The organism is Drancourtella massiliensis (assembly GCF_016900655.1).
In the GTDB taxonomy this organism is placed as follows: Bacteria; Bacillota; Clostridia; order Lachnospirales; family Lachnospiraceae; genus Sellimonas; species Sellimonas catena.
In genome coordinates this window covers 1-25,750 of sequence record NZ_JACJKH010000033.1, presented here as the reverse complement: position 1 = coordinate 25,750, position 25,750 = coordinate 1, and the positions used below count along the sequence as shown (strand labels likewise).

Here is a 25,750-nt window from a genome sequence, read left to right as displayed (position 1 = left end):
CTGGCGTAGAAGGTTTTTATATCTTCTAACTCAGTGTCGTCCTATCTGCATGCCCGCCTTTGTGCGGGCTATTTTCATTCAATAAATCGTCAAAAATCGAACTTTCCTATAAAGCAAAAAAGAAGCCCGGAGTTTCCGGGATTCTCTTTCGGGAGAGTCTCTAGCTGCTCTCCGGCTGTATAATCAGGCGCCGCCCCTCTACTCTTCCGACAACCACAGGGCTCCCTTCTTTTAATGTATCTTCCTGCTGTTCATAGTAAAAAACCGCTTTTGGTCTGTGCTCTCCCGGGAAAACCGCTTTTCCTCTGTAGGATGTATCCTTACTCAGAACACCTTCCCGGAACAGATAGCGGTTTGCAAAACTCCACTGTCTTTTCATGACCACTGTCCGTACAGCCAGGGCCAGCAGTCCTCCGGCAGCAGCCAGCATCATCCATTCCTCCCATGACTGGGCGGCGATTCCAATTCCGATCCCGCAGATGTAGGTGGAATTCCACAGCATCACGGTTCCTTCTTTTGTCCGGATGGAATACAGTTCCTGTGTCCCCATCCAGATTTCAAATACAGAAAAGAAAATCCCAAATCCATAGAGACCACATAGTCCCAAAAAACGTTCAATGGCTCCGGGTATTTTTTCAAAATACAGATCATGTTCGATAAACACCCAGTGAAGAAGAAAGGTCAGAAATCCGGTAAAAAGGATAGTCCAAAGTGTCTGGATATCCAGCCCCGGCGGATGGCACCTGTTCAGCTTTCTTCCAAGGATCTCCGGATTTCCAAGATCTTCCATTGCCTTTTTCTCTGCCTGTGCTTCCGAAAATCCCATCTGCACATAGTATTCCTGCTTATCTTCCAGATGTTCGAGTATTTCCCGGCCTGCCCGCTCTCCGGTATCCGCATCCAGAAAATATCTCTTCATTTCCCGTACATACTTATCCTTCTCCATGACAAATCCCCCGCAGATCCTCTCCTTTCTGCCCTCCGTCCTTTCCAAGCGCCCGCCTGGCTCTCCCGGCCGGTGTGATCTCGTAGAGCATCCTCTCTTTTCCGTTTTTCTCCCCGCGGCCACAGGAAAGAAGACTGCGTTCTGTCATCCTGTGAAGAACCGGATACAGCTCTTTTTCGCTGACTCCTTCCGCCTGCATGCGGGAATCTTCCCCTGCCAGTTTCATCAGAATTTCAAATCCCGACATCGGCTCTTCCTCTTTTCAGCCGCTGCAGCACTGCCGCTTCCTTCAGATCCAGAATATCCGCTATCTCTTTTACTTTCAGCTCTCTGTAATAATATAAAAGAATAACCTCCCTGTACTTTTCCGGAAGGCCGAAAATGGCAGGTACGAGGGTCATGCCGTCTTCGGCCATCTCGTAGCTGCCATCCTGCTGCCGGCCCTCGTCCAGGGAGGTCCGCTCTTTTTGAAACCAGTTTTTCCGGATATAGTTTTTACATACATTTACTGCAATCCGGGTAATCCATGTTTTCTCCGAGGACTCTCCCCTGAATGTCTCCATGTGTTCATACACCTTGACAAACGTTTCCTGGGCAGCGTCCTCGGACAGATATCGATCTTTCAGGTACAGATAACAGGTGCGCAGAACAGCATCGCCGTACGCCTCCATCCAGGCTTTGAGTTTTTTCTTTTTCCACTCCGGCTGCATGTTCTGTATCTCCTCATGTTTTCTGCATCTGCTTTTAGTGGTGGAACAGACGGAGTCCGGTAAAGGACATTACCATTCCATATTTATTGCATGTCTCAATGACATTATCATCTCTTACAGATCCACCCGGCTGCGCAATATATTTCACACCGCTCTTGTGGGCACGTTCGATATTGTCTCCAAACGGGAAGAATGCGTCGGATCCAAGGGTTACATCGGTCATCTGATCCAGCCATGCTCTCTTTTCCTCAGCTGTGAAGACTTCCGGTTTTACCTTGAATGTCTTTTCCCATACGCCGTCCGCGAGAACATCCATGTATTCATCCCCGATATAGAGGTCGATGGCATTGTCTCTGTCCGCACGTCCGATACCGTCCACGAACTGAAGTCCGAGTACCTTCGGAGACTGACGTAAGAACCAGTTGTCCGCTTTGTTTCCTGCAAGTCTTGTACAGTGGATACGTGACTGCTGTCCTGCACCGATTCCGATGGCCTGTCCGTCTTTGACATAGCATACGGAATTGGACTGTGTGTATTTCAGTGTGATCATGGAGATCGACATATCGATCTTCGCCTGATCAGTCAGCTCTTTATTTTCTGTTACCACATTGGAGAAGAAATCGTCATCAATCTTTAACTCATTGCGTCCCTGCTCAAAAGTAATGCCGAACACATCCTTATGCTCGATCGGAGCCGGTACATAATCCGGATCGATCTCGATGATGTTGTAGTTTCCTTTCTTTTTCTGCTTCAGGATCTCAAGCGCTTCCGGTTCATATCCAGGAGCAATGATTCCATCAGATACTTCTCTTTTGATAATCTTTGCAGTAGCTACGTCACACACATCGGAAAGGGAGATGAAATCACCGAAAGAAGACATTCTGTCCGCTCCTCTTGCTCTTGCGTATGCACATGCAAGCGGGGAAAGCTCTCCTAAATCATCCACCCAGTAAATCTTCTTTAATGTATCGGAAAGCGGAAGTCCTACCGCTGCTCCTGCCGGTGATACGTGCTTAAAAGAAGTTGCCGCCGGAAGTCCGGTCGCCTCTTTTAACTCCTTTACCAGCTGCCATCCGTTGAACGCATCCAGAAAGTTGATATATCCCGGTCTGCCGCTCAGTACTTTGATCGGGAGCTCTTTTTCGTCTTTCATGAAGATTTTAGCCGGTTTCTGATTCGGGTTACATCCGTATTTTAATTCTAATTCTTTCATTCTCGATCCGCTCCTATTTGTTCTTATTTACGATCTTTGTCTCATAGTTTCCTGTTTCAATATCAATATAACGTACAAAAAGAGATACTTTGTTCTCCTCGTTGAGGCTCTCCCAGAGAAGATTTGTGAAACTTTCGATGTCATCCGGAACAGCAATCCGTTTCGGCTCTCCCTCAAAACTTGGAAGCGGATTTCCGTCACATTTATATGTATGGATAAAGTGTCCCTCTCCGGCTGCCGGGTTATTGTATGCAAACGTAAATCTCTGGCAGCTCTCCGGTCTTCCGTTATCGCTCTTTAAGATTGACATCGCATAATTGTAGTTTCCGTTTTCAATGTGCATGATTCCGGAAATACGAGGGGTGTAGTTCGGAGCGTCCGGCTCAAACTCTCTGCTTCTTAAAGACTGCTCAAATGTAAGCTGCCTGTCCATTCCCTCATAAATCGTATCGGTCTGATCTCCGTTTGTCACAATAGTCTTATTTCCAAGCACACGCACCGGTGCATAGATAATCAGGCTTGGGTCTGTAAGCTTTGATTCATCAAAAGCCTGGGTGCGGATTCCCTGTCCATCTTCTACAAAGATCCGGTTGCGGCTGTTTTCGCTGCGTCCCATAATAAAATAGGCTGTCACTGCCTTTTTGCCGTCCGGTGTCTTACCAATGATAATTCCACGTCCCGGATAAGAATTTCCCTTCAGTTCCTGTTCGATTGATAACATTTCCATGAATTTTCTCCTTTGCCGTTTGTTTTTCATCGTTCCTATTCATTATAACGCAAACTGCCTTTGTTATTCCAGTGTAATCGCCCATATAATATGTAAGTATTTCTAATGAACATTATGCGCTTTCTCTTATCAACAGCTGTTTTTCGCAAAACAAAACACCCTGCCGTCCGTATAGCAGAGTGTTGTTTTCCTCTTTTTCTACAAGAATGCCTTGTAGGTTTCCACATTTTTCTCTTCAAATTTGTAAAGTTTCCGCATGAGGCGAAGAATTTCCGTGTCCGCATCTTCATACTTCCTCAGATCCTGCAAGGCATTGGTCACTCCCATGCTACTTCCCTCAATCAGCATCTGAGCCATGTGGGAGGCGGATTTGTCATTCATCGTCTGAAGGTTGATCATCAGATACGTTTTCAGCCTGTCAAACATGCCGATGGATTTTTCGTTATGTCCCCGCTCTTCCAGAAGCCTTCTGGCCTCTTTGTTGAATTCCCTGTACTTTTCCAGTTGCTTCTCCATACATTCTTTAAACTCCTCATCATCGGAAAGTTCGATCAGCTGGCTTAATGATTCAATCCCCATCTGGGAATTCTGATACACAAAATTTAAAAGCTCAGTATTTCCACTCATTTGGCACACTCCTTTTTTTTGCTTTCTAGTATCTTCTCTTCCCGTGATTTTATGCAGTTTTTTGAAAAAGTTCCAAAGAACAAAGAGTTCCGCTCGCGGAACTCTCGCGCCGAGCGCGGTCGCTTTAGCGACAAATTTCTGCTTTGCGCGAGTGCGCATCCCGCGGAGCGTTTTGTTTAACAGGGAACGAAGTTTCCTGTTAAACAAAAACGGCGGAATCTCCGGTATCTTCCGGGACTTCCGCCGCCTGCGTTTTAATAGCTTCTGATTTTGTCATCCTCGTCGTCCGTTGTCTTTTGAATGGAACGGATCTCAACCTCGTAGCTGTAGTCGTCGCTTACTTTCACTTTCACGCGGTCCCCCGCATGCTTTTTCAGGATCGCCTTTCCAAGCGGCGATTCGATGCTGATCTTACCGTCCAGAGAATTGCCGCGGATGGAGGTGACCAGCTTGAAGGTGCTTGTCTCATCATCTTCCGGAAAGTAGACTTCCACCAGATTGTTAAGCCCTACTTCATCCGACGCGGACGTATCCTTTACAATCTTCGCCGTCTTCAGCATTCTTTCCAGATAACGGATTCTGCTTTCGTTTCGGTTTTTGTCTTTCTTTGCCGCATGATACTCAAAGTTTTCGCTCAGGTCGCCGTGTGCCCTTGCCTCTTTGACCGCTTCGATCGCCTCTTTGCGGACAACCAGTTTCCTGTACTCGATCTCCTCCTGAATCTTCTTTACATCATGCTCTGTCAGCTGTTCCCGCATTGTCTTTTACGCTTCCTTTACCCGATTTTTTCTGCCCATTCTTTTTCCTTGAATCCCGGAATCACAAAATCCTCTCCTACAAGGAGCGGGCGCTTTACAAGCATCCCGTCTGTTGCAAGAAGTTCGTACTGCTCTTCCTCGCTCATCTCCTTTAAACGGTCTTTTAATTCCAGTTCACGGTATTTCATGCCGCTTGTGTTAAAAAACCGCTTGAGCGGAAGCCCGCTTTTCTGATGCCAGGCTTTCAGCTCCTCTTTGGTCGGATTGTTCTCTACAATATTTCTTCTTTCAAACTCGGCTCCCTGCGCTTCCAGCCATTTACCGGCTCTCTGACAGGTACTGCATTTTGGATATTCAATAAACAGCATGTTGCTTCCTCCTGATTAAATGCGGACCATATCTCTTGTAATCTCTTTGATGGAGGCTGCTCCGCACATTCCCATCGTATCCGCAAGCTCACTTCCGATCTTCTCAATATAAGTACGCACGCCTTCTTCTCCTGCTCCAAAGACTGCTGTCACAAACGGACGGCAGATAAAGACTCCATCTGCACCAAGCGCCAGCGCCTTGAATACATCTGTACCGGAACGGATTCCGCCGTCCACGAAAATCTTCATCTTTCCTTTGACAGCATCAACGATCTCCGGAAGTACCTCTGCTGTAGACGGACACTGATCCAGCACACGTCCTCCATGGTTGGACACAACGATTGCGTCAGCTCCTGCCGCCTCAGCCTTCAGCGCACCGCGCACCGTCATGATACCTTTTACGATAAACGGCACATCACTCATGCTGACAATCTCATGCAGCTCTTCCACGGTCTTGCTTCCTGCCGGAGGTGTCATGTTTTTCAGGAACGGAAGTCCGGCCGCATCGATATCCATGGCAACCGCAAATGCCTTTGCCTGCTTTGCGAGCTCCATCTTTTCTTTCACTGTTTCCAGATTCCACGGCTTGATTGTCGGAATTCCAAGTCCTCCTTCTTTCTGAATCGCCTCACACGCAAACTTCATCACATTTGCATCCACACCGTCTCCGGTCACTGCTGCGATCCCTGCCTTTGCACAGGCAGATACAAGAACATCATTGTAAGTCTGGTCATTGTACTTCTCACCATAATGCAGATTCACTGCTCCTACCGGGCCTGCAAAAAACGGGTACTTAAATGTCTTTCCGAACAGCTCCACTGAGGTATCCGCAGCTCCCCCTGCACAGATCGTATCCATGTTTACACGGATCTCCTGCCATTTATCATAGTTGCGGATAGCTGTATCACCCACGCCCTTGGCTCCCGGACCCGGTATCTGATTTCTGCATGCCTTACCATTGCAGACCGGACATGCTTTGCAGTACTGGCCGATACAGGTACGTGCTTCTTTTAATATCTCTTCATATGTCATATCTCTTTCCTCCGTTTCTTTTTCCACTTTCTTTATTGTAGCAAACTTCACAGGAAGCCGCAAGAGTACACACATAACATCGGGGACGTGTTCCTGTGCATCGGAACACGTCCCCGAAAATAAATGATATTATGATAACTGTTCCAGTACCCAGTCTACATCGTCTGTTGTCTTTAATGTTTCCAGAAGTGCCGGGTCTTCCAGAAGGGTACAGAGTTTTCCGAGAAGATCGAGATGTTCGTCTCCGATTCCGGCGATACCGAACACAAGCTGTGCTTTTTCCGCACCGAAATCGACGCCTTCCGGATACTGCAGAAATACAATTCCTGTTTTCTTTACTGTTCCTTTTGCCTGGGTCGTTCCATGCGGGATGGCAACGCCCATGCCCATGTAGGTAGATACCAGTCTTTCCCGTTCCTGCATTGCTTCTACATAAGATTCGTCCACGTATCCGAGTTTTACGAGAAGTTCTCCGGCTGCCTGAATGGCCTCCTCTTTTGTTACCGGTTTTTGTCCCAGACGGATTCCGTCCGCAACGATCACCTGTTTTTTGATCGGTGTGTCCGGAATAACAATGTCCGTATTTTCTCCCGCAGGTGCTGCCGGAGCATCACCGGTTGTCAGCTGTACATACAAGGCATCCAGCGCCGGATCCGCAAGGAAATTTCCTATTGTAATCAGCTGTGCCTGCGGCGCTGCTTTTTTCGCGCGGGCAGCAAGTGTTGTCTGTACGACTGCGATATCACAGTCTGCCGGTATTGTATCGACCGATGTATTGGATACCGTAATATCCGGGCGGTCATTTTTGATCCTGTTGCGGAATTTGGTTGCTCCCATCGCGGAAGATCCCATACCTGCATCGCATGCGAAGATGATTTTTTTCACTTCTTCGGAACGTTCAATCGTTCCCGGTACTGTTGTTTCCCCTTTTGCAGCCTGCTTCATGCTTGCCATTTCGTTTTGAGCTTCCTCAAGGCTTCTTCCTCCTGCCATTTTGACAATCGGAGAGGCAACCACGAAGGAGATTCCGGCCGCAATCACGACACCGATCAGTACTTTGACAAGATCAGATCCCGGCGATACCATCAGGTAGGCAATGATGGAACCTGGTGACGCCGGTCCGACCAGGCCGCAGTCTGTAATGGTGTACCACAGAATAGCTGCCATATTTCCAAGAATCGGCGCAACAATCACAACCGGATTCATCAGAATATACGGGAAATAAATCTCATGAATACCTCCCAGAAGGTGGATGATCACTGCACCCGGTGCAGAATCTTTTGTCACCTTGTCTTTGCAGAAGAACATATAAGCAAGCAGAACACCAAGTCCCGGTCCCGGATTGGTCTCCAGCATGTACATGATGGATTTTCCTGCTTCTGCTGCCTGTTCCGTTGCAATCGGTGTAAAAATACCGTGGTTCAGCGCATTATTGAGGAAGAGAACTTTCGCCGGTTCCACAAACACTGACACAAGTGGAAGCACACTGTGTTCCACAAGGAAATTGACGCCTGCTGATAAAATCATCAGAATCGCGCTCATGAATGGTCCGATTGCTACGTATCCAAGCATAGCCAGAACCATACCGATGATGCCGACCGAGAAGTTGTTGATCAGCATCTCGAATCCTGCCGGCATATGTCCGTCCATCGCTTCGTCAAACTTCTTGACACAGAATCCTGCCAGAGGACCCATTACCATGGCCGCCATGAGCATTGTAATTTCCGTATTGCTCATAATCGCACCAATTACTGCAATGGCGCCCGCCACACGTCCGCGGTCGCCGCCGATCATACGTCCTCCGGTTGAGGCGATCAAAATCGGTATAAGGTATGTCAGCATCGGACTGACCATGCTGTTGAATCCTTTATTCGGGATCCATCCGGTGTCGATAAAAAGCGCGGCAAGAAAGCCAAAGGCAATCAATGCACCGATATTCGGCATTACCATTGCCGATAAAAATTTACCAAAACGCTGTATGTTATTTTTCACAAATCCGTCCTCCATTCACTCTCAAATCTTCAATGGAGAATGGGTTCAGCTATATCATTTTCCTGTTTACAGGACCTGCACGCCGTATTTCCGGCATTCCTCCAAAAATTCTTCCGGCAGTTTCCCGTCAGAGACAATAATGTCAATATCGGCAAGTCCGCAAAAACTGAAACTGCATTTAACATCAATTTTGGAAGAATCCATCAGGGCGATCACTTGATCGGACTGTCGGATCGCGGTCTGCTTTAATAACGCCTCATCGCTAATGCCGCAGGAGAAACCTACCAACGGATGAAATCCTGTGACCCCTAAAAACGCCTGGTCAAAATTCACCCGCTCAAGCTCTTTGATGGCGGAAATTCCGAACACGCTCTGGCTGTAGCGGTTCAGCCTCCCTCCCGGAAGCATTACCGTTGGTTTCGTAAGTCCGGCCAGCTTCGTTGCGCAGCTCAGTCCTGTTGTATAAATCAAATAAGAGTCATCCGGAATCTGTTCCGCAAATGCCGTAGCTGTACTTCCCGAATCCAGAAACACTGTTGTGTCTGGTTTCAGCAACGCAAGTGCCTTCCTTGCAATCTCCTTTTTTTCCGAAATGTTGTGTACAGATTTACGGTTCAGAAATCCATCTGTTCCTACGATGACCTGCACGGATTTCGCCCCTCCGTGTACACGCAGGATCTTTTTTTCCTCATCCAGTGCTTTCAGATCTGTACGCAGTGTCATCTCCGACACATTTGGAAATTTCTTTTTTATCTGAGCAAAACTGACCGTCTCTTTTTCATTGATCAGCTGAACAATCGCATTTCTGCGCATTTCCATTGAATCCATATATTCCTCCTGTCCATGCCGGGACAACACAGACAGGCTGTCCTGGCACAATTATTCCTGAATAAAGTTTTTAAGAAGATACTCCTCCGCTTCCGGACACCACAGTCCATTGTGAGCATCCACAATATCCGCCAGATCAACCAGACGCTGATCCTTTGTTTCCTCTCCTTTTGCACGCAGATCAGAAAGCGCGGTAAGAGGCATGGAAAGATGTGTGTAAATCAACTTCTTTCCTCCAGGGATCTTTGGCAGATTCAGAGTTGTTTCTGCTGCAGAATCCAGTCCTCCGATATGGGTAACCATGACTGCCGGATCAATTCTTCCTTCCGCTGTCAGCTCCAGAGACTCGATCATATCAGCTGTGTTTCCGCCTGTTGTTCCCATTACATGAGTAGAATTATAATGTACATCATAGAAGTTCATAGTTGCACTGAATTCTTTGTCTGTAGGACCTGCGAAGAAATTCAGACAGCCGTCTCTTCCGAGAATCGCACTGGACTGTGTAACAACCTGTGCAACCGGAGCATAGCAGAGTACATCGTCATATCCTGTGCCTCCTGAAATTTTCAGAAGCTCTGCAACCGGATCTTCCAGTTTTCCAGTATTTACAAAATGAAGCTCAATGCCGTCCTTTGCAGCCTCTTCCGGCGGGAAGAGAGATGCTGCTCTGTCCAGACGCTCCTGATTCAGATCTGTCACGACAATCATGGACGGACGGATGTCTCTGTGAAGCGCGTAGGTCAGTGCACCAAGTCCCATCGGGCCTGCTCCTGCCATAATCGCAAGCTTTCCGCCCTCTTTGATTCCCATCTGGTGTGTATATACGCCCATCTTCGTATGATAAGCAGCATTAAATGCTCCGATACTGCAGGACATCGGCTCTGCCAGAGATGCTTCATAGTAGGCACGTCCCTTGTATTCCAAAAGGCATCCCAGCTCCATTACCTCAGACGGAATGATACAGTATGTTGCATCTCCTCCGAAGAATTCGTAAGAATATCCCGGGCTCCACATTGTTCCCTTATAGTTCAGAGCCGGCTGAAGAGTAAATTTCATTCCCGGTTTGAACTTGTCCTGATGGTTCTTTCCTACCTTTACGATATCTCCCGCGAACTCATGTCCCATGATTGCCGGATGCTCTGCTACATCCTCATGCACACGTTTGTGTTCGGTTCCAAGAATAGCACATTTGTATGTAGACATACAGATACTGTCTGAAACCACCTTTACTAAAATCTCATCATCCGTAATTTCCGGAAGTTCAAATTCCTCCAGACGTAAATCATTTGCCGCATGAAGCCGTACTCCTTTTGCTTTCATAATAAAACTCCTTTCTTTATTTTAAATAAATATTTTTCTCTTTGCAACCGCTATCATCTTTTCAAAGCAGTTCTCAGATCGTCCTGAATACCACTTTCGGGAGCAGTGTTTCCACTACTTCATATTCCGCCGCCTGTGTGCCGCTGCACATCACGTTTGCCGCTCCCACTGCCGTGGAAAGTCTTACTGTCTCCTCCAGAGTCTTTCCTTCTTCTTCCGATACTGCAAGTGCTGCAACCACACTGTCTCCAGCGCCCACGGTGCTTCCTACCGGTACCTTCAGTCCTTCCGCGTAGATCGTTTTGTCCTTTGTCACATAGACAGCTCCGTCTCCTCCCATGGAAACAACAACCTTCCCGATCCCGTACTCTTTCATCAGTTCCGCAGCCGTTTCAGCTATCTCCTCCGGTGTCTCAAGAGCCCGTCCTGTCAAAGCACCAAGTTCATGATTATTCGGCTTGATCAGGTACGGGGAGGCTTTCAGTCCTGCTTTCAGAAGATCCCCGTCCGCATCCAGAATTACTTTCGCACCCTTTTCACGGAATGCTTTTGTCCAGGTGTAATAAGTATCTTTCGGAGATCCTTTTGGCATGCTGCCGGATATGACAACAATATCCTCTTTCGTTACTTTTGCCAGAAGTTCTTCTAAAAGCTTCTCCAGAATTTCTTCCGACACGGTCACTCCCGGTTCATTGATATCCGTATTCGTATGATTGTCCGGATCAATGATTTTCATGTTGGTACGCGTTTCACCCTCCACAAAGTGAAAGAGGGTCGTAAGTCCCATCTCCGTAAGGGCCGAAAGGATCGCTCTTCCGGTATCCCCGCCCAGAATTCCTGCGGCAACGCTCGCTCCTCCAAGCTTTTGAATCACCTTTGAGACGTTGATCCCTTTTCCTCCTGGATCAGTCCTCATAGATGTTATCCGGTTGACAGCATCAACGGTCAGAGACGGAATTTCCACCGTTTTGTCCAGTGCCGGATTCAACGTTACTGTGTAAATCATAATACCCTCCTTTTGTTTCAACAGTTTATTTTCATTGCCATGTCACATCCTTTTATATGATCCGTTCCTGTTTTGCTGCAAAAAAACTCCGGTCTCCGTAAAGATGCCAGCTGCATCTTCACGGGAGACCGGAGTTTTCCGTCCCGATTGCTTTTTCACTTCTGTATTTTATCTGTCTCTAATCGCTTTCCTGCGGGAAATACTGGCCGAACAATTCTTCCATCTTTTCCGTAAGCTCCTTTTCCATCTCCCGGTAACGCGCCAGAAACAGGCTTCCCTGTTCCGTCAGTTCGCTTTTTCCTCCTGAATTTCCGCCGTTATGGGAACTCAGCAGATGAAATCCCAGCTCTTTCTCTGCCCGTTTTATGATTTTCCAGCTTTTAGAATAGGACATTCCCATCTCGTTACAGGCCCCTTGAATAGATCCTTTCTTTTCTATCAGTTCCAGAATCCTTGCTACCCCCGGGCCAAAAAACCGTTCTTCTTTTTCCAATGTCAGCCGCAAAGCCGGCCGGATCTTTTCTTCCATTACCGCACTCCTTCGATGTTTTCTAAAAAGTTCCTGAACTACATTTTAATCTCATGTTCTGCTTTTGTCATCATATTCATTACCCAGACAGACAGAAATGCAATAACCAGAATTACCGCCACGTACACTGCCGCCCGGTCCATATTGCCGCCTGCAACTTCCGAATAAACAGCAAGGGGCAGGGTCCTTGTCTTGCCGGGAATATTTCCCGCCAGCATGGCAGTCGCCCCGTACTCTCCAAGACCTCTTGTCGTTGATAAAATCATACCGGAGAGAATGGACGGAAATGTGCAGGGGAAGAGAATCTTCCAGAGAATTCCCCATTTTCCGAGCCCCAGCATCTTTGCTTCCTCGATCATATTCTGGTCAATCTGTTCAAATCCCGCTTTTGCGGAGCGGTACATCAGAGGGAAGGAAACGACAACCGCAGACAATACTGTCGCCACCCAGGAAAAGGCAATCCGGAAACCAAAAACTTCCTCCACAAAGCTCCCGATCGGGCGTCTTGCCCCGAAAAGCCATAACAGAAAGAAACCCGCGACCGTCGGAGGAAGTACAAGCGGAATGGTAAGAATCCCGTCCACCGCGGCTTTTAGTTTCCTGCCTTTAATAAACATGACTGCCCACGCTGCCAGAATCCCAATGACAAAGGTAATCACAGACGCACATACCGTTGTCTTAAGCGAAATCCAGACCGGAGAAAAATCCATCTCCTGTTCCTCCTGCTACTCGGCGCTGCGATAATCCGCAAATCCATAGGACTCAAATACGGACACCGCATCGTCAGAGATAATAAAATCGTAAAATGCCCTGGCAGCCTCCTGGTTTGGCACATCCTTTGTCATTGCCACCGGATACAGAACCGGAGATTCCAGTGAATCAGCCGGCGCCTCCGCCACCACTTTGACTTTGTCTGTCGTTGCCGCATCTGTCGCATAGACAATTCCACAGTCCGCAGAAGACTCCGCCACCCAGTTCAGCACTTCCGTAACATTCGTTCCAAAACTTGCCTTTGCTGAAACCGTATCCCAGAGACCAAGATTTGTCAGTGATTCCTGCGCATACTGTCCCACCGGAACGCTCTCCGGATCCCCGACCGCTATCGTACCTGCATTGGCGATATCTTTAAAAGAGGAAAACTCTGCGTCGGAGGAAGCCGGGGTAATCAGTACAATCTTGTTTTCCAGCAGGTTGACAATCGTATCGCTGTCAATCATCCCCTCCTCTTCCAGCGCATTCATCTGCGTCGGCGCTGCTGAGAAAAAGAGATCTGCCGCAAGACCGGACTCGATCTGCTGCTGCAGCTTTCCGGAAGAATCATAGACACCTTCGATGTTCACATCCGGATACTGCTCCTCAAATGCCGGAATCAGCTCCTCTTCAAAGGCATATTCCAGGGAAGCTGCAGCCGCAAGCGTCACGGTTCCCTCCAGATTACTCCCGGATGTTCCATTCTCTTCCGTCTGCGATTTATTGCTTTCGGAAGCCTTGTCGCCGTCCCCTCCGTCCGAAGACTGGCATCCCATCATTGCAAGTCCCATTGTTGCTGCAAGAAGCAGCAGCATTACCCGTTTTTTCATAGATTTTTCTCACCTTTCTTTTTGGCATTTATCTTGCACACTCCGACTCGGATCCCCGAAGAATCCCCAGTCCGTGCTGTACACTCTCCAATATGATCTCCATACTTTCCCGCACTGCTTTCGGGCTTCCCGGAAGATTGATAATCAGCGTCTGTCCCCGTATGACCGACGCTCCACGGGAGAGCATGGCCCTTTTTGTATATTTCATGGATTCGGCCCGGATCGCCTCCGCAATCCCTGGTGCATTGCGGGTCATGACCTCCATTGTCGCCTCCGGCGTCGTATCCCGTTCAGAAAATCCGGTTCCGCCGCTGGTCAGAATCAGGCTGACCTGCCGCTGGTCGCAAAGCCGGATCAGTTCTTTTTTCAAAAGTGCCTTCTCATCCGGAAGAATCAATTCCTCTACCACATCAAATCCAGCCGCCGTCAGCCCTTCTTTCATGGCCGGGCCGCTTTCATCTTTGCGTTCCCCTTTACTTCCTTTATCGCTCATCGTGATCACTGCTGCCGTAAACGGCCTGTCTTTGGCCGGGAATTCGACGGTCATCATACTTCCGGTCTGAATGGTTCCGGAGGAAAGGACTTCGGCAAATACGCCCTGCACCGGCATGATGCACTCGCCCATCCGATGGTAAATCCGGCAGTGGGTGTGGCACTCCTTCCCGATCTGTGTCATCCGCAGAACCACATCCTGACACCGGAGAATTGTCCCGACCGGAAAGCTTCTAAAATCCAGATCCTCCACGACAAGATTTTCCCCGAACGCTCCGTCCTGCACATCCGCGCCTCTGGAATTGAATTCCTTTACTTTATCATAGGAGAGCAGGCTGACCTGGCGGTGCCAGTGTCCCGCATGGGCATCTCCCACAATCCCGAATCCCTTCTCAAACTTTGCTTCCGCCACGGCATGCTTTTCGGTTCCGCGCTTTTCACTGATGCAGATCGCCCGCACTCTGCCGGCGGTCTTTCTTTCTTCCATCTGTTATCCTCCTATCTCATTCATCCTTTTTTTCTCACTGATCTGATCCGGCTCTTCAAACCGGTGCCCGGCCGGCTTTCTTTGTCCCGCCGCACGAAAAATCTTCCGGATCCGTTCCTGTTTTTCCTCCGGCGTTTCCCCGCTTCTTATGACAGAGCGCAGATCTTCCGCATCGTCATAGCAAAGGCAGTATTTCAGCTTTCCGGTACTTGTAAGACGCAGGCGGTTGCAGCTTTGGCAGAACTTTCCGTGAATCGGAGAAATCAGTCCCGTCCTCCCAAGGAATCCCGGAATCTGCATATACACTGCAGGCCCAAATCCCGCACCTGCTGCCGGTGCCGCCTCCTGAAGATCCGGATACCGGTTTTTGATCATCTCAAGCACCCGCCGGTTGTCCAGTCCATGGTACTCTTTTCCGTATCCGATCGGCATCATTTCGATAAACCGTACATCCACCGGCCACTTTTCCGAAAGACGTGCCAGATCCAGAATTTCCGTCTCGTTGATTTCTCTGGCTGCCGCCACATTGATCTTGGTCCGGATCCCTGCGCTGACACAGGCTTCCACCGCCTTCAGTACTTCCTCCAGGCCGTCATATCCGGTAATCTCCCGGTACTTTTCTCTCTGCAGAGTATCCAGGCTGATATTAACTCCATCCAGTCCTGCCTCGAGAAGATCCGGAAGAAATTTTCTCAGCCAAATCCCGTTCGTCGTCAGCATAACCGTCTCAATTCCCGGAATCGCTTTCAGCATCCGGACACAGTCCGGACATCCTTTCCGTACAAGAGGCTCCCCGCCTGTCACACGTACATGACGGATTCCTTCCTGTGCCGCCACCCTTGTAATTTCACGGATTTCCTCGTAAGTCAGGATCTCCGACATCGGCACGGAATCAATGTCATGGGGCATACAGTACCGGCACCGGAGATTGCACCGGTCTGTAAGGGAGATCCTGAGATAATCAATCTTCCGCCCGCTCATAGTCTCCTGATGCACCACCTTTTTTTCTGCATAGAAAGATATCTGTCATTTCCATGCTTTTATCTACCGCCTTGCACATATCATAGATTGTAAGAAGCGCCGTATTCACTCCGGTCAGAGCCTCCATCTCCACGCCGGTCTTACCCTCGCAGCGCACCGTACAGACTGCCCGGATGTATCGTTTCTTCGGATTCCGGTCCTTTCGTTCCCCGATCATCTCAAAATCCACGGCCACTTTCGTCAGGCTGATCACATGGCAAAGCGGAATGATCTCACTTGTCTTTTTCGCTCCCATGATTCCCGCAATCCGGGCTACCGAAAGGACGTCTCCTTTTTTCATGCTTCCTTCCAGAATCTTCTGATAGCACTCTTCGGACACACCGATCTCGCCCTGTGCCGACGCCTCCCGTCTGGTCACCGCTTTTTCTCCGATATCGACCATCACCGCGTTTCCGCTTCCATCAAAATGTGTAAATTCCATATCTGTTCTCCCTACTTTCCAAATCCGCAGTTCGGATAGGTGCAGACCGGGCAGTTCAGACACAGTCCGCCCTCTCCGAGATGTGCAAGCTCCTCTGCGGTCACCGGATCATCCGCCAGTACTCTTGGCAGTACCAGATCGAAGATCGTCCTCTTTGCGTACATCACGCAGCCCGGAAGTCCCATGACTGCCTGACCTTCTTCCATATAAGAAAGCAGAAACATGGCTCCCGGAAGCACCGGAGCTCCATAGGATACGATCCGTGCGCCGGAATTTTTAATCGCAAGGGGCGTCCTGTCATCCGGGTCTACACTCATTCCCCCGGTACAAAGCACCAGATCCGCTCCTTCTCCGAGAAAACGCAGAATCGCCTCTGTCACCATCTCCGGTTTGTCATCGCATACGGCATGTCCGATAATCTCCACCGGATAATGCCCGAGCTTTTCTTCCAGTACCGGAGTGAAGGTATCTTTGATCCGTCCTTTATAAACTTCGCTTCCGGTCGTGATGATGGCAGCCTTTTTCGCCCTGAAAGGCAAAATCGAAAGGATCGGCGCTCCGCCGTTTTCCTCCTGCACCGCTTTTTCCGCTCTGTCCATCTTGTCTTTTCCGATGACAAGCGGGATGACACGCATCCCTGCAAGCTTGTCGCCCTTTTTCACCTCGGTATTACCGTGTCGTGTGGCAATCATCATTTCCCCCTGGGAGTTTACCCGGTAAAGGGCTCCGGAATCCACTTTCAGAAGTCCGTCCTTCTCCGCTGTCAGCTCAATCTTACCTTCCTTTGCTTCCGACGCGCTCATATACCGGAAGCACTTTACTGCTCCGTCAAAGGCCGCCTCCGCACTGCTTCCTCCCTGACAGATCCTGCGCAGAATCTCGGCTCCTTCATCTTCGTGAAGCATCCCTTCTTCCTGCTCCCAGACATACAGATTCTCCTTCCCCACACTTAAAAGAACCGGAATATCCTCCCTGGTGACAATGTGTCCTTTTCTGAATACCGGTCCTTTCTTTTTGTCCTTTATAATCTGCGTGATGTCATGGCATAAAATACATCCCTCTGCATCTTCTGTTCTGACTAATTTCATGTTTCTTCTCCCCGTTCTCTCTTTGATACCGTACTGTTTTTTAAAACATAACGACTGGTACAAGTATAGCAGAAGATCAATGCCCTGTAAAGCGTTCTCTTTTTGTGACATGATCACAGAATTTTCCTCAAATATGGTATACTATAAGAAAAAACCGAAAGGAAGGTCTGCTTATGTCATATACAAAAATTACACAGGAAGAAGCAAAAAAACTGATGGATGAGAGGAACGACATTCTGATCGTCGATGTACGAAATCCGGAAGAATACGCACAGGGACATATCCCGGGTGCCATTAATGTTCCAAATCCTTCCATCACCAACCGTGAAATTCCGGAGCTTCCGGATAAGAATCAGGAGCTTTTAATCTACTGCCGTTCCGGACAGCGCAGTAAAATCGCGGGAAAGAAGCTCGCCGTCCTCGGATATCAGAATATCAAAGATTTCGGCGGTATTATGGACTGGAAATATGAAGTGGAATAATCATAAACGAAAAGATGGGCACTACCGGTACTTCGGTACCGCAGCGTCCATCTTTTTCGTTTTTCCTCTATTGTTTTCTACAGAAACTGGCGGACCGGAATGGTTTCCTTCTCCTCTCCTGTCTTAAAAGGTTTACAGCAGGAAAGATCCCATATTTCCTGAAAATAATTCTGAAGCTGCAGATAAGATCTGCCTTCTTCCGGCACGGACTCGTATACGAGAATATCACGATCCATGTTGTAGGACTTCTTATATTCACCGAGGAAAATGTCATCGGTATTTCTTCCGCGAATTTCTGTGATGCAACAGCTTTCGAGAGATGTCTGTGCTTCATCATGCCTGACACATTCAAATCTTCAATGGTTATATAAGATGGCTTGGTTTTCACGATCTCTGCTACCGTTTTATTGATATAGTCAGTACGGATGTTATCTATCTTACGATGAAGTCTCTGTACTTTCAGCTTTTGTTTTTTGTATATTCTTCTGAGCGGACTCTCCTTTCTTTAAATTCTCATATTTGCGTGAGAGGCATCTTTGCTCTCTACGCAGTCTCTTTTTTGTAAAATCTATACGAATAACTCTGCATTGTGCTTTTGTAAAAAATGCAGGGATGGCATCCTTCAACCCATTCCTGCATCCTGTAATTTTCTTCTATTTCTATTTTTTCTAAAACGTCATTGTCCCTGACATGACGATGGTTCCGTCTGTTTTCACACCTGCGATCTGGTAAGTGTCTCCTGTAGATTTTTGATACATTCTGATCTCATCACCATAAAAGCTCTGTGCTACATAATGAAGTTCCAGTTCTTTCAATCTCTGGCAGTCATAGAATTCCGGCGAAAATACATTCTCCATCAGATTGACATATCTAAGATTTGCCATGTGGTGGCTTTTGTCCAGATCCGAATACTGCACTTTGTGGGAAAATACGTATTCCATATCGGAAACATCCCGTTTTATTTTTGCGAAAGGATCCAGCGCAATTTTCTCCTCGCACACAACGTCCTGCGGCATCTCGATGTCGGACAATTTCCCTATTTTCTGTTCTTCCAGATGAAATACACAACTTTCCAGTCTTCCCAGTGCGTAGACTTCATTTCCAACGGATACCTTCAAATCCTGCCAGATTCTTACTTTGTCCTGCTTCTCAATCCATGTTTCCATATGGAGCGGTCCTGAAAAATCCGCCTGCTTGATTACGCGCATTTTGTATTTTGTGTACATCCACGCCATGCCGTATGTTTCCGGAATTTTCGAATCAAAACTGTTCTCTACTCTTTTAATGCAGAATTCGCCCAGCGTCGAAACTCTACGCCTCGTTTAGATTTTACACGATAGCCGACGGAGATAATTACGTCCGATGTATAAAATGGAACTGGTTGCTTTACTCCAACAACACGCATTTTTTGCGTGTTGTTTTCTCTTATGAGTTCTTCTGAGAAAACATTATTTATATGTTTCCGAATTGTCTTTTCATCACTTCCAAATAATACAGACATCTGATTAGCACTAAGCCATACTGTATCACTTTCTATTGACACTGGCAGCGCAATACTCTTATCTTCTGTCTCAAATAAAACAATTTCTTTTTCATACCCCATAAGTTTCTCCCTCCTTTCATTCTACTCCATATCACTTAAAGCCTGCAAATACCCATCTAAACGTTTCCGTGCACCCGGGTCAAGCCTTTCATATTTTTGAATCAACTCATATTCTCTTGAATTTTTGTCAATCACAACATAGTCCATCTGCTTATATTCCTTGGGATTTTTACTATCCGTCTCCAACAGCAGCTCATATGGAGAAATTTCCAACACCTCACATATGATCATAATCTTATCCGCAGAAGGATTCGTTCCCTTTCGCCTCCAGTCACTGACTGTACTCTGAGATATACCTGTTCTTTTCGCAAATTCAATTTGTGACATTCCCTTTTCTTCAAGATATTGATAGATTCGTTCGCTTATAAGCATAGCCTCTCCTTTCATCTTTTCTTCCAATTTTACCTTTCATCTTTTCTTTCAATTTTATCTTGACAAACCCTTTTGTTCTTATTAGTATAAGAGATGAGAAATGGGTTTTTACCAAGTATGATTTAAAATCGGAACGGGTTGCTCGTTTCTTTTTTTATATCTAAAATGTCATATAGATAATAATTCCCATTTTTTGCATGACGCACCAACATGGAGACATGATACACGTTATAACGTTCCACTACTCCCTGTTCATCATAAACGGGCAATGCAAATCTGGAATCATACCGGTACCAGCCAAATACTGCATCTCGCAAATGTTTATTTCCAGAATTCTCCCGATAATGCTTTCCTTCTGCAATTTCAAGCATCTCTGGAATTCCTTGTGTGGCATTCGCCTTCGCTTTCGCATTGGCTCCTTTCAAAGAAAAAGTATATTTCGATCCCGTATATTCGTCCGGTAGATCCCGTCCAATATAAACTGTATCATTTGTATCTTCAATCAAATAAGAATTCCCTACATATTGCCTCAAATACTTTTTCACTTCATCCCAACAAATCGACCGTTTTCCTTTAAATAAAATTTTTGAAATTACAACGAGTTTCCTACTATCTTTATCTGTAATGATTTTCACATTCTCCCTCATGGATTGGTCTCTCCTCATTTTCTCCTGTAAGGTTTAGAAGAATCATTTATCGTATATACGTTATAATATGGTAAAAAAGAAAATATGTCAATCATTTTAACCCCATTCATGTCTTCTCCCCTATTTGTTATACGTATTGTTTTCGTCTAACAGATTATATAACAGGATATATTCTCGTCCTACAAGACATAGCTTTCGATAAAAAACGGCAAGATGTCAAACATCCTGCCCTGTCACCAAACTATTCTATTCTCAGCAACTACAGTCCCAGTCCGTCAATCCATTCCTGTACTTCTGCTTCATCAACACTGGAGCTGAATCGCTGTCCTTCCTGCCAGTCTCCGGTTCCGGCCATGCGGCGATGCCCCACCAGATTGGGTACTAAACCGGAGGTCGTTTTCCCCAGCCCTTGATTTTACTGAGCTTAACGGTATACAAAAGTGTGTTTTGTGTTTCCACATTCCCCAGAATAGTTATTCCAGGAACCCAATCTCCAGCAGTTCCTGAGCAATCTCCCTACTCTTCACTCTCATCAAACCATCTTCTTCCTTTACATTAGACAGCAGATTCACACTTCCATACCAGACGATTTCTCTGTCAATCACAGCAAAATGTTCATGCATCCCCGTCTTCTCCAGCACAGTCACTCCCGATTCTATCAGTTCGGTAATCAGTCCTTTCGTCTTTTCAATTCGCTGTTGTGGGTAATTGTCCGCCGACAGCGTCAGTAGTGTGATCTTCACACCGCTATCATGTCGTTCTTCCAAAGTTTTTAAAATTCTGTGTACCCCCTTTGCACCGATTCCAGGGCTGGAAATCACAATCTCCGTATCGGCTTGCGCCACATCTCTTTCAAATACAGACGTATAGGATTCGCTGTCAAATATGGCATTAGTCTCCTGCTTTTTCTCTGCCTCATTCATAACGATCTCATATCCGATCTTCTTATATGCTCTCAGTCTTTTATAATACATTTTATCCAATACACGGATATGCGCATCCACATAGTCATATATGATGACCTTCCGTTTGCCTTCATAATCCCTGTGTAGTCTTCCGGAATACTGCTCCACATTCCCCTGCCAGGCAATGGGAGTTGTCAGCATCATTGTGTCTAGCCTTGGGTAGTTAAAACCTTCTCCGATATATTGTCCGATGGCAACAAGAACCATTGATTCATTTGCCGGAACATTTTTCATATTCTCACGGATCTGCTCGTTTTCCTTTCTGCTTCTGCCGCCTTTAAGCAGGAATACATGATCCGCCTTATCCCGGAGCATAGCAAGCAATATATCTGCATGATCTCTGGATTTTGTCAAAACGAGCGGAGTCCTGCCTTGCCTCAGACATTCTTCTACATCAGATATAATCTGCCTGTTTCTCACATCACTGCCGCGCACTGCGGCATATGCTTCATTGATCTTCCATTCCTGTCCTGTAGTATTGATCAGCCTTGTAAATCTCGGATATACATAATGCGCAATTCCCTGAAGTTTCACTTTATCTTTTGCGCTGAAACGGTATCTGACCGGTCCGATCTGCATAAATATTTTTTGTTCCTGTCCGTCATCCCGTTTGGGAGTTGCGGTCAGACCATAAACATATCTGGCAGAGACTTCTTTCACTACTGCCTCTGCGGTATCCGATGCACAGTGATGACATTCATCAGCTTATGTCAAGGGTAGACTAACAATTTTTTAAATTTATTTTCTGACGTAAAGCACCGCCTCAACCTTCATGTTTCCCAGCAACACTTTAGGAAATACTCTGAGCTTTTTCCCTAATACAGTATCGTCATGTATTATCTCTTTCAGAACTCTCTTTATCTGCTCCAATCCAGTATTCCAATCAGCATCTGATTCCCATTTCAAATTATTATTAGTCATGGAAGACGAATAACTAAGCCCCCAATTCCACTGCACATCTCCATATTTCGACTCATCGTCATTTGTAAGTCCCTGTAAACATAAATCCCACGGTGCATCCTTAAACTTTATAAAATTAAACGCTATTGCCTGCGAGTCCTTAGGCATATCAAATAAGATTATTGGCGTTGCCCAGTTTTTGATTTTTTCAAGCAGTTCTTCATCACTCGCTATTACTAAAGGCTTCTGACTGTCATCCTTTAAGCCTAATCTTTCCAAATCAGTGTCTCTGATTTTAAAAGAGCCCAAAATCAGATAATACAATAAAAATACTTGATGTCTAATAGCAACTACTTCTTCTTCCGTATATAGATTATCTTTATGAAGATGATCGTTCCTTTCATTATCTTTCCAAGAATACAGCGTATCTATCAAATATTGCATGGTGTCCTCATTAACATCAAACACATCACTATTAAAGAAATGTCCACTTCTATCTTTATTACGAATAAACCTTATCAGTGATCCCAGGGTGCTATCCATATATTGTTCATTAGTCTCTATTAAGTCAATGAAATTGCCATTGCTGTAAGAAGTGCCTGTAAAAGTACCCTGCTTACTGTGATCAATGCTAATCCGCTTTCCGCGGCCTTCATATAACTTTATAATTTCAAACAGTAATTGTTCTACAGACTTCAGATATCCTGTTACTATGCCAGTCTGATCAATCGCACCAGTCGCTGTAGAAATACCATAATACCATTCTGAACTAATAAAACTATCAGCGAAGCTGGAATCAGCTGTTATCAGACGGTATAATCCTCTTTCAATATAATTATGACGAATTATATCCAATTGATCATCTGGAAGGCATATACAATACTCACGATTATAATCTATGGTTTCTATCATGCTTTCTTTCTTGACTCTAAACTTTTCTACAGCCTCTGCTGTAGGCGTTGCTATAGTCTTGCATCCAATAAGCATTTTAGCTCTCTCATTAAATTTTTCCGCATAAGATATAAATGCTGGATACTCTTCAGCGCCAAAATTGATATCAAAAAATTCTTTCAGCGTAAAAAACTGAAGAAAAGAATTATCATCTTCTTGTTCTATTTCATTAAGCTGATCAACGTATTTATCATGTTGGGACTTGATGAAAATAAATTTTACGCTATCTATATCTTTAAACTTTCGAATGTTCTTACGTATTTCAATTAACCCTTTCCTAAGGCCATACGAAATTACGTATGCAACTTTCTTATTATTTTCATATCTGGCAAATGAAAACGGATGAATTTTCCTTGGCCTTCCACTTGGGCTAACTTCATCATACTCCGGTATCTCATAAGCCATGTCTTCCTGGTCAAAAATATTGATAACTATACGCTCAATGGTATATTTCACCCATGATTCATTATTTGAAATCATGCGACTATAATACCTAAATATATCCCCGCATATATCAACAACCACATCGCTTTCTCCATTGTCTTCTGGAGCATCTTTTCTATTCCTCTTAAATAGATTTAACAGCTCTTCAAAACGATATTGATATATATACCTGTTATCCATGACCGTCTCCCCCCTTATTCGTATTGCTTCATAGCATCAGCATGGAATTTTTTCATTCTCAGTCTCAATGCTTCTGGCTTAATAATTTCAGCGCTATTACCAGTAAACCTTCTAAAATATAAAAACACCTGATCTGCCGAACACTTATAGTAATAATAGTGAGCATCTTCCTCGTGTTCAATTCTATCCACCATAGGTCTACCATAATAGATTCGATTATAAGACTTTTCCCCATAGTCTGTGAGCTTTACGCATATTTCCTCATCATCATTAATTGCAAACTGTGGGCCATAATGCAGCATCATATCAAGGTGTCTTTTGACATCATCTGAAATGGTGCCCATACGGTTACTACGATTAAGATTGGTAATCCTGTTAAGCCTATAGCTCTTTGCCACCTGTTCACCACTCCTGTCATCCGTCTCAGCACAAATTAGATAATTGAACATTTCTCCCTGACCTACTACCACTCGATAGGGAATTACCTCATGCACAACATCCTTGTTCCATATCGTAGTGAAGGCTACTGGCCTGTTGCTTTTACAAGCTTCATCCAACAGCTCATAATTATCTCGGAAAATAATCTTTTCACGTTCATTCAGCGGCTTGTCGCAATAGCTCATCAACAACCGGCAAAAGTACTGTGATATGTAATCTGAGTCTCCCAGATCAGTCATAATCTTAATAATTAGACTCTCTGTATCCTTGGTTGGCTTCAAGGATAATCGCTTTGGATTTTTCCCTTTTCTGGTAGGAACCTCTGGCAAGATTACATTTTTCAGAATGCTATCTGCCAGAAGATCACGTTTTTCTGCTGACTTGACAACACCAGCCGTTTCTTTCTTTATCGCATCGTACTTCTGCGTATATTCCTGTACATACTGCCCATAGAATCCCGTAATCAACATGCTTAAAAAGCGGTTCTTATTTACAGTACGCCCATCTCTTTTAAATATCTCAAATAGACTAGCATCATTCTCTAGGATCCGCCCTACATTATCCGGGACATATATATTGATTTTCTCCATTATCGCCTATCCTCTTTCCTCACGTCCCCTTTTTGGGGTCGCAAATCATATACTTCTTCCATTATATCACTTAATTCTTGCAATATAAAGGGGCTGTGAAATTATATTTCTTACTTTCTATACGTCCTGTTTTTTCTGAGTTATTATATAGACACAATCAATCAACTAACACCACCAAAGGAGGTACCCCTATGGAAAACAAACTCATCGAAGTCGTAGACACTTTCCCGACTCTCATTAAGAACACCCATCTTAATGTCAACCTTCAGGGATGGCCTGCAGCCGTAACTGCCATAGCCATCTGCTGTGCCGGAGTTGCGGTCTACGCAATTAAAGCCACTACTCCTTCAGAGGCTCCCGCTACCCAGGGAGCCATCTGATGTGGCTGTAACACAAAAAGAGCCAGTCAGATCTCTCCAACTAGCTCTCAGCCTCAACTTTCTATGAACTCCATCACCTCATCCTTAAAATTCCACCGAATCTCCATATGCTCCCGGTCAGTTATCCTCACCTCTTTCACCAGTGCCTGAACGATCTCAACAGACAGCTCCTCAGCCCGTGAGAATGACTGTATCTTCTCCACCGCTCTGGCTGTCTCACCACTGCCTTCCATCTTAAGCTCCTGAGCCTGCTTTTCCAAAACCGCTATCTGTTCTTTCAGCCGTGACTCCTGCTCAGTCAGCTCAGCTCGCTTTCTCTGGAAAGCATCTTTACCAATAATTCCAGCCATAAAGCCATCCATGTTGGCAAACTTCTCTGTATTGCATCTTTCCAAATCACGCTGCAGATCAGCCAGCTCATGCATCTTCTTCAAATGAACATCAGCAGCTCCAGCTGTCGTCCCGCGAAATAAAGTTCCCGTCTCCTGCACAAAGACAGCGAATTATAATAGCAGTCTTATAAATATATCTTTTACAGTGTGCCAGAAAAAGCGGCGCGCTTTTTTCTTGTGTGTTTCAGGATATTTCGTTATAGTTGTTTTGACAACTATAAAAAAAGAGAAAGAACGAATC

Annotated in this window: 31 protein-coding genes and 1 pseudogene; 2 read left to right on the top strand and 30 right to left on the bottom strand. The window is 45.8% G+C overall.

Going from position 1 to position 25,750, the window contains the following annotated elements; genetic code table 11:
* Window positions 1–160 precede the first annotated feature (160 nt).
* From H6A32_RS14285 to H6A32_RS14190, 20 genes are all read right to left on the bottom strand, one after another.
* Window positions 161–946 carry a permease prefix domain 1-containing protein gene (locus H6A32_RS14285; RefSeq protein WP_204864669.1) on the bottom strand — a complete coding sequence of 262 codons (786 nt, stop codon included), beginning with the start codon at window positions 944–946 and terminating at the stop codon, window positions 161–163.
* Complete coding sequence (locus tag H6A32_RS14280) at window positions 933–1,193, bottom strand: PadR family transcriptional regulator (protein ID WP_204864668.1); 261 nt, start codon at window positions 1,191–1,193, stop codon at window positions 933–935. Before H6A32_RS14280 ends, H6A32_RS14285 begins: the two co-directional genes overlap by 14 nt.
* Window positions 1,180–1,656: a sigma-70 family RNA polymerase sigma factor gene (locus tag H6A32_RS14275; RefSeq protein WP_204864667.1), complete on the bottom strand. Its 477-nt coding sequence runs from the start codon at window positions 1,654–1,656 to the stop codon at window positions 1,180–1,182. Before H6A32_RS14275 ends, H6A32_RS14280 begins: the two co-directional genes overlap by 14 nt.
* Window positions 1,657–1,690: 34 nt before the next feature.
* On the bottom strand, window positions 1,691–2,869 hold the full coding sequence (locus H6A32_RS14270) for a phosphoribosylaminoimidazolecarboxamide formyltransferase (protein ID WP_204864666.1): 1,179 nt from the start codon (window positions 2,867–2,869) through the stop codon (window positions 1,691–1,693).
* 13 nt (window positions 2,870–2,882) lie between these two features.
* Window positions 2,883–3,596 carry an IMP cyclohydrolase gene (locus tag H6A32_RS14265; protein WP_087169611.1) on the bottom strand — a complete coding sequence of 238 codons (714 nt, stop codon included), beginning with the start codon at window positions 3,594–3,596 and terminating at the stop codon, window positions 2,883–2,885.
* 198 nt (window positions 3,597–3,794) lie between these two features.
* Window positions 3,795–4,223, bottom strand: a complete 429-nt coding sequence (locus H6A32_RS14260; protein WP_087253522.1) for a hypothetical protein — start codon at window positions 4,221–4,223, stop codon at window positions 3,795–3,797.
* Between the two features lie 254 nt (window positions 4,224–4,477).
* Window positions 4,478–4,981 (bottom strand): transcription elongation factor GreA, encoded by a 504-nt coding sequence (gene greA / locus H6A32_RS14255; RefSeq protein WP_087253459.1) that lies wholly within the window; start codon window positions 4,979–4,981, stop codon window positions 4,478–4,480.
* Window positions 4,982–4,998: 17 nt separating this feature from the next.
* Complete coding sequence (locus tag H6A32_RS14250; RefSeq protein WP_087169608.1) at window positions 4,999–5,349, bottom strand: arsenate reductase family protein; 351 nt, start codon at window positions 5,347–5,349, stop codon at window positions 4,999–5,001.
* Between the two features lie 15 nt (window positions 5,350–5,364).
* The gene (locus tag H6A32_RS14245; protein WP_138373312.1) at window positions 5,365–6,381 is read right to left on the bottom strand and encodes an alpha-hydroxy-acid oxidizing protein; all 1,017 of its coding nucleotides are present in this window, start codon (window positions 6,379–6,381) and stop codon (window positions 5,365–5,367) included.
* A 129-nt stretch (window positions 6,382–6,510) separates the two neighbouring features.
* Window positions 6,511–8,373, bottom strand: coding sequence for a PTS mannitol transporter subunit IICBA (locus tag H6A32_RS14240; protein WP_087253528.1), 1,863 nt, complete (start codon window positions 8,371–8,373; stop codon window positions 6,511–6,513).
* Window positions 8,374–8,439: 66 nt separating this feature from the next.
* Window positions 8,440–9,201, bottom strand: coding sequence for a DeoR/GlpR family DNA-binding transcription regulator (locus H6A32_RS14235; RefSeq protein ID WP_204864665.1), 762 nt, complete (start codon window positions 9,199–9,201; stop codon window positions 8,440–8,442).
* Window positions 9,202–9,252: 51 nt separating this feature from the next.
* Window positions 9,253–10,521 carry a zinc-binding dehydrogenase gene (locus H6A32_RS14230; RefSeq protein WP_087253465.1) on the bottom strand — a complete coding sequence of 423 codons (1,269 nt, stop codon included), beginning with the start codon at window positions 10,519–10,521 and terminating at the stop codon, window positions 9,253–9,255.
* 73 nt (window positions 10,522–10,594) lie between these two features.
* The gene (gene pfkB, locus H6A32_RS14225) at window positions 10,595–11,527 is read right to left on the bottom strand and encodes a 1-phosphofructokinase (protein WP_087253467.1); all 933 of its coding nucleotides are present in this window, start codon (window positions 11,525–11,527) and stop codon (window positions 10,595–10,597) included.
* A 178-nt stretch (window positions 11,528–11,705) separates the two neighbouring features.
* Entirely contained in the window at window positions 11,706–12,056 is a 351-nt protein-coding gene (locus H6A32_RS14220; protein ID WP_087253470.1) for a winged helix-turn-helix domain-containing protein, read from the bottom strand.
* A gap of 38 nt (window positions 12,057–12,094) precedes the next feature.
* A complete protein-coding gene (gene modB, locus H6A32_RS14215; RefSeq protein ID WP_118636839.1) occupies window positions 12,095–12,766 on the bottom strand; it encodes a molybdate ABC transporter permease subunit in 672 nt (223 codons plus the stop codon).
* Window positions 12,767–12,781: 15 nt separating this feature from the next.
* A complete protein-coding gene (gene modA, locus H6A32_RS14210; RefSeq protein ID WP_204864664.1) occupies window positions 12,782–13,636 on the bottom strand; it encodes a molybdate ABC transporter substrate-binding protein in 855 nt (284 codons plus the stop codon).
* A gap of 28 nt (window positions 13,637–13,664) precedes the next feature.
* Window positions 13,665–14,615 carry an MOSC domain-containing protein gene (locus H6A32_RS14205; protein ID WP_204864663.1) on the bottom strand — a complete coding sequence of 317 codons (951 nt, stop codon included), beginning with the start codon at window positions 14,613–14,615 and terminating at the stop codon, window positions 13,665–13,667.
* A 3-nt stretch (window positions 14,616–14,618) separates the two neighbouring features.
* Window positions 14,619–15,596, bottom strand: a complete 978-nt coding sequence (moaA, locus tag H6A32_RS14200) for a GTP 3',8-cyclase MoaA (protein ID WP_204864662.1) — start codon at window positions 15,594–15,596, stop codon at window positions 14,619–14,621.
* A complete protein-coding gene (moaC, locus tag H6A32_RS14195) occupies window positions 15,577–16,077 on the bottom strand; it encodes a cyclic pyranopterin monophosphate synthase MoaC (protein ID WP_087253479.1) in 501 nt (166 codons plus the stop codon). The genes moaA and moaC overlap by 20 nt, the downstream gene beginning before the upstream one ends.
* A gap of 11 nt (window positions 16,078–16,088) precedes the next feature.
* Window positions 16,089–17,165: a molybdopterin-binding protein gene (locus H6A32_RS14190; RefSeq protein WP_087253482.1), complete on the bottom strand. Its 1,077-nt coding sequence runs from the start codon at window positions 17,163–17,165 to the stop codon at window positions 16,089–16,091.
* A gap of 173 nt (window positions 17,166–17,338) precedes the next feature.
* On the opposite strand from H6A32_RS14190, the gene H6A32_RS14185 reads away from it, so the two are divergent.
* On the top strand, window positions 17,339–17,647 hold the full coding sequence (locus H6A32_RS14185) for a rhodanese-like domain-containing protein (protein WP_204864661.1): 309 nt from the start codon (window positions 17,339–17,341) through the stop codon (window positions 17,645–17,647).
* Between the two features lie 77 nt (window positions 17,648–17,724).
* Here H6A32_RS14185 and H6A32_RS14180 read toward each other — a convergent pair whose 3' ends face one another.
* From H6A32_RS14180 to H6A32_RS14135, 9 genes and pseudogenes are all read right to left on the bottom strand, one after another.
* Window positions 17,725–17,883 carry a hypothetical protein gene (locus tag H6A32_RS14180; protein WP_171027929.1) on the bottom strand — a complete coding sequence of 53 codons (159 nt, stop codon included), beginning with the start codon at window positions 17,881–17,883 and terminating at the stop codon, window positions 17,725–17,727.
* A 47-nt stretch (window positions 17,884–17,930) separates the two neighbouring features.
* Window positions 17,931–18,207 (bottom strand): annotated as a pseudogene (locus tag H6A32_RS14175) (transposase); the annotation flags it as partial.
* Between the two features lie 108 nt (window positions 18,208–18,315).
* Window positions 18,316–18,882 carry an acyl-ACP thioesterase domain-containing protein gene (locus H6A32_RS14170; protein ID WP_138373308.1) on the bottom strand — a complete coding sequence of 189 codons (567 nt, stop codon included), beginning with the start codon at window positions 18,880–18,882 and terminating at the stop codon, window positions 18,316–18,318.
* A 38-nt stretch (window positions 18,883–18,920) separates the two neighbouring features.
* Entirely contained in the window at window positions 18,921–19,250 is a 330-nt protein-coding gene (gene rhuM, locus H6A32_RS14165; protein ID WP_138373307.1) for a RhuM family protein, read from the bottom strand.
* Between the two features lie 21 nt (window positions 19,251–19,271).
* A complete protein-coding gene (locus tag H6A32_RS14160; RefSeq protein WP_140398896.1) occupies window positions 19,272–19,649 on the bottom strand; it encodes a helix-turn-helix domain-containing protein in 378 nt (125 codons plus the stop codon).
* A 95-nt stretch (window positions 19,650–19,744) separates the two neighbouring features.
* The gene (locus H6A32_RS14155; RefSeq protein WP_346342289.1) at window positions 19,745–20,257 is read right to left on the bottom strand and encodes a hypothetical protein; all 513 of its coding nucleotides are present in this window, start codon (window positions 20,255–20,257) and stop codon (window positions 19,745–19,747) included.
* 485 nt (window positions 20,258–20,742) lie between these two features.
* Complete coding sequence (locus tag H6A32_RS16945) at window positions 20,743–21,894, bottom strand: phospholipase D-like domain-containing protein (protein WP_204864659.1); 1,152 nt, start codon at window positions 21,892–21,894, stop codon at window positions 20,743–20,745.
* Between the two features lie 78 nt (window positions 21,895–21,972).
* A complete protein-coding gene (locus tag H6A32_RS14140) occupies window positions 21,973–23,709 on the bottom strand; it encodes a hypothetical protein (RefSeq protein WP_204864658.1) in 1,737 nt (578 codons plus the stop codon).
* Between the two features lie 14 nt (window positions 23,710–23,723).
* Entirely contained in the window at window positions 23,724–24,737 is a 1,014-nt protein-coding gene (locus tag H6A32_RS14135; RefSeq protein WP_204864657.1) for a WYL domain-containing protein, read from the bottom strand.
* A gap of 191 nt (window positions 24,738–24,928) precedes the next feature.
* On the opposite strand from H6A32_RS14135, the gene H6A32_RS14130 reads away from it, so the two are divergent.
* Window positions 24,929–25,117 carry a hypothetical protein gene (locus H6A32_RS14130; protein ID WP_204864656.1) on the top strand — a complete coding sequence of 63 codons (189 nt, stop codon included), beginning with the start codon at window positions 24,929–24,931 and terminating at the stop codon, window positions 25,115–25,117.
* Between the two features lie 53 nt (window positions 25,118–25,170).
* On the opposite strand, the gene H6A32_RS14125 is transcribed toward H6A32_RS14130, so the two are convergent.
* Entirely contained in the window at window positions 25,171–25,551 is a 381-nt protein-coding gene (locus H6A32_RS14125; protein ID WP_204864655.1) for a hypothetical protein, read from the bottom strand.
* Between the last annotated feature and the right edge of the window lie 199 nt (window positions 25,552–25,750).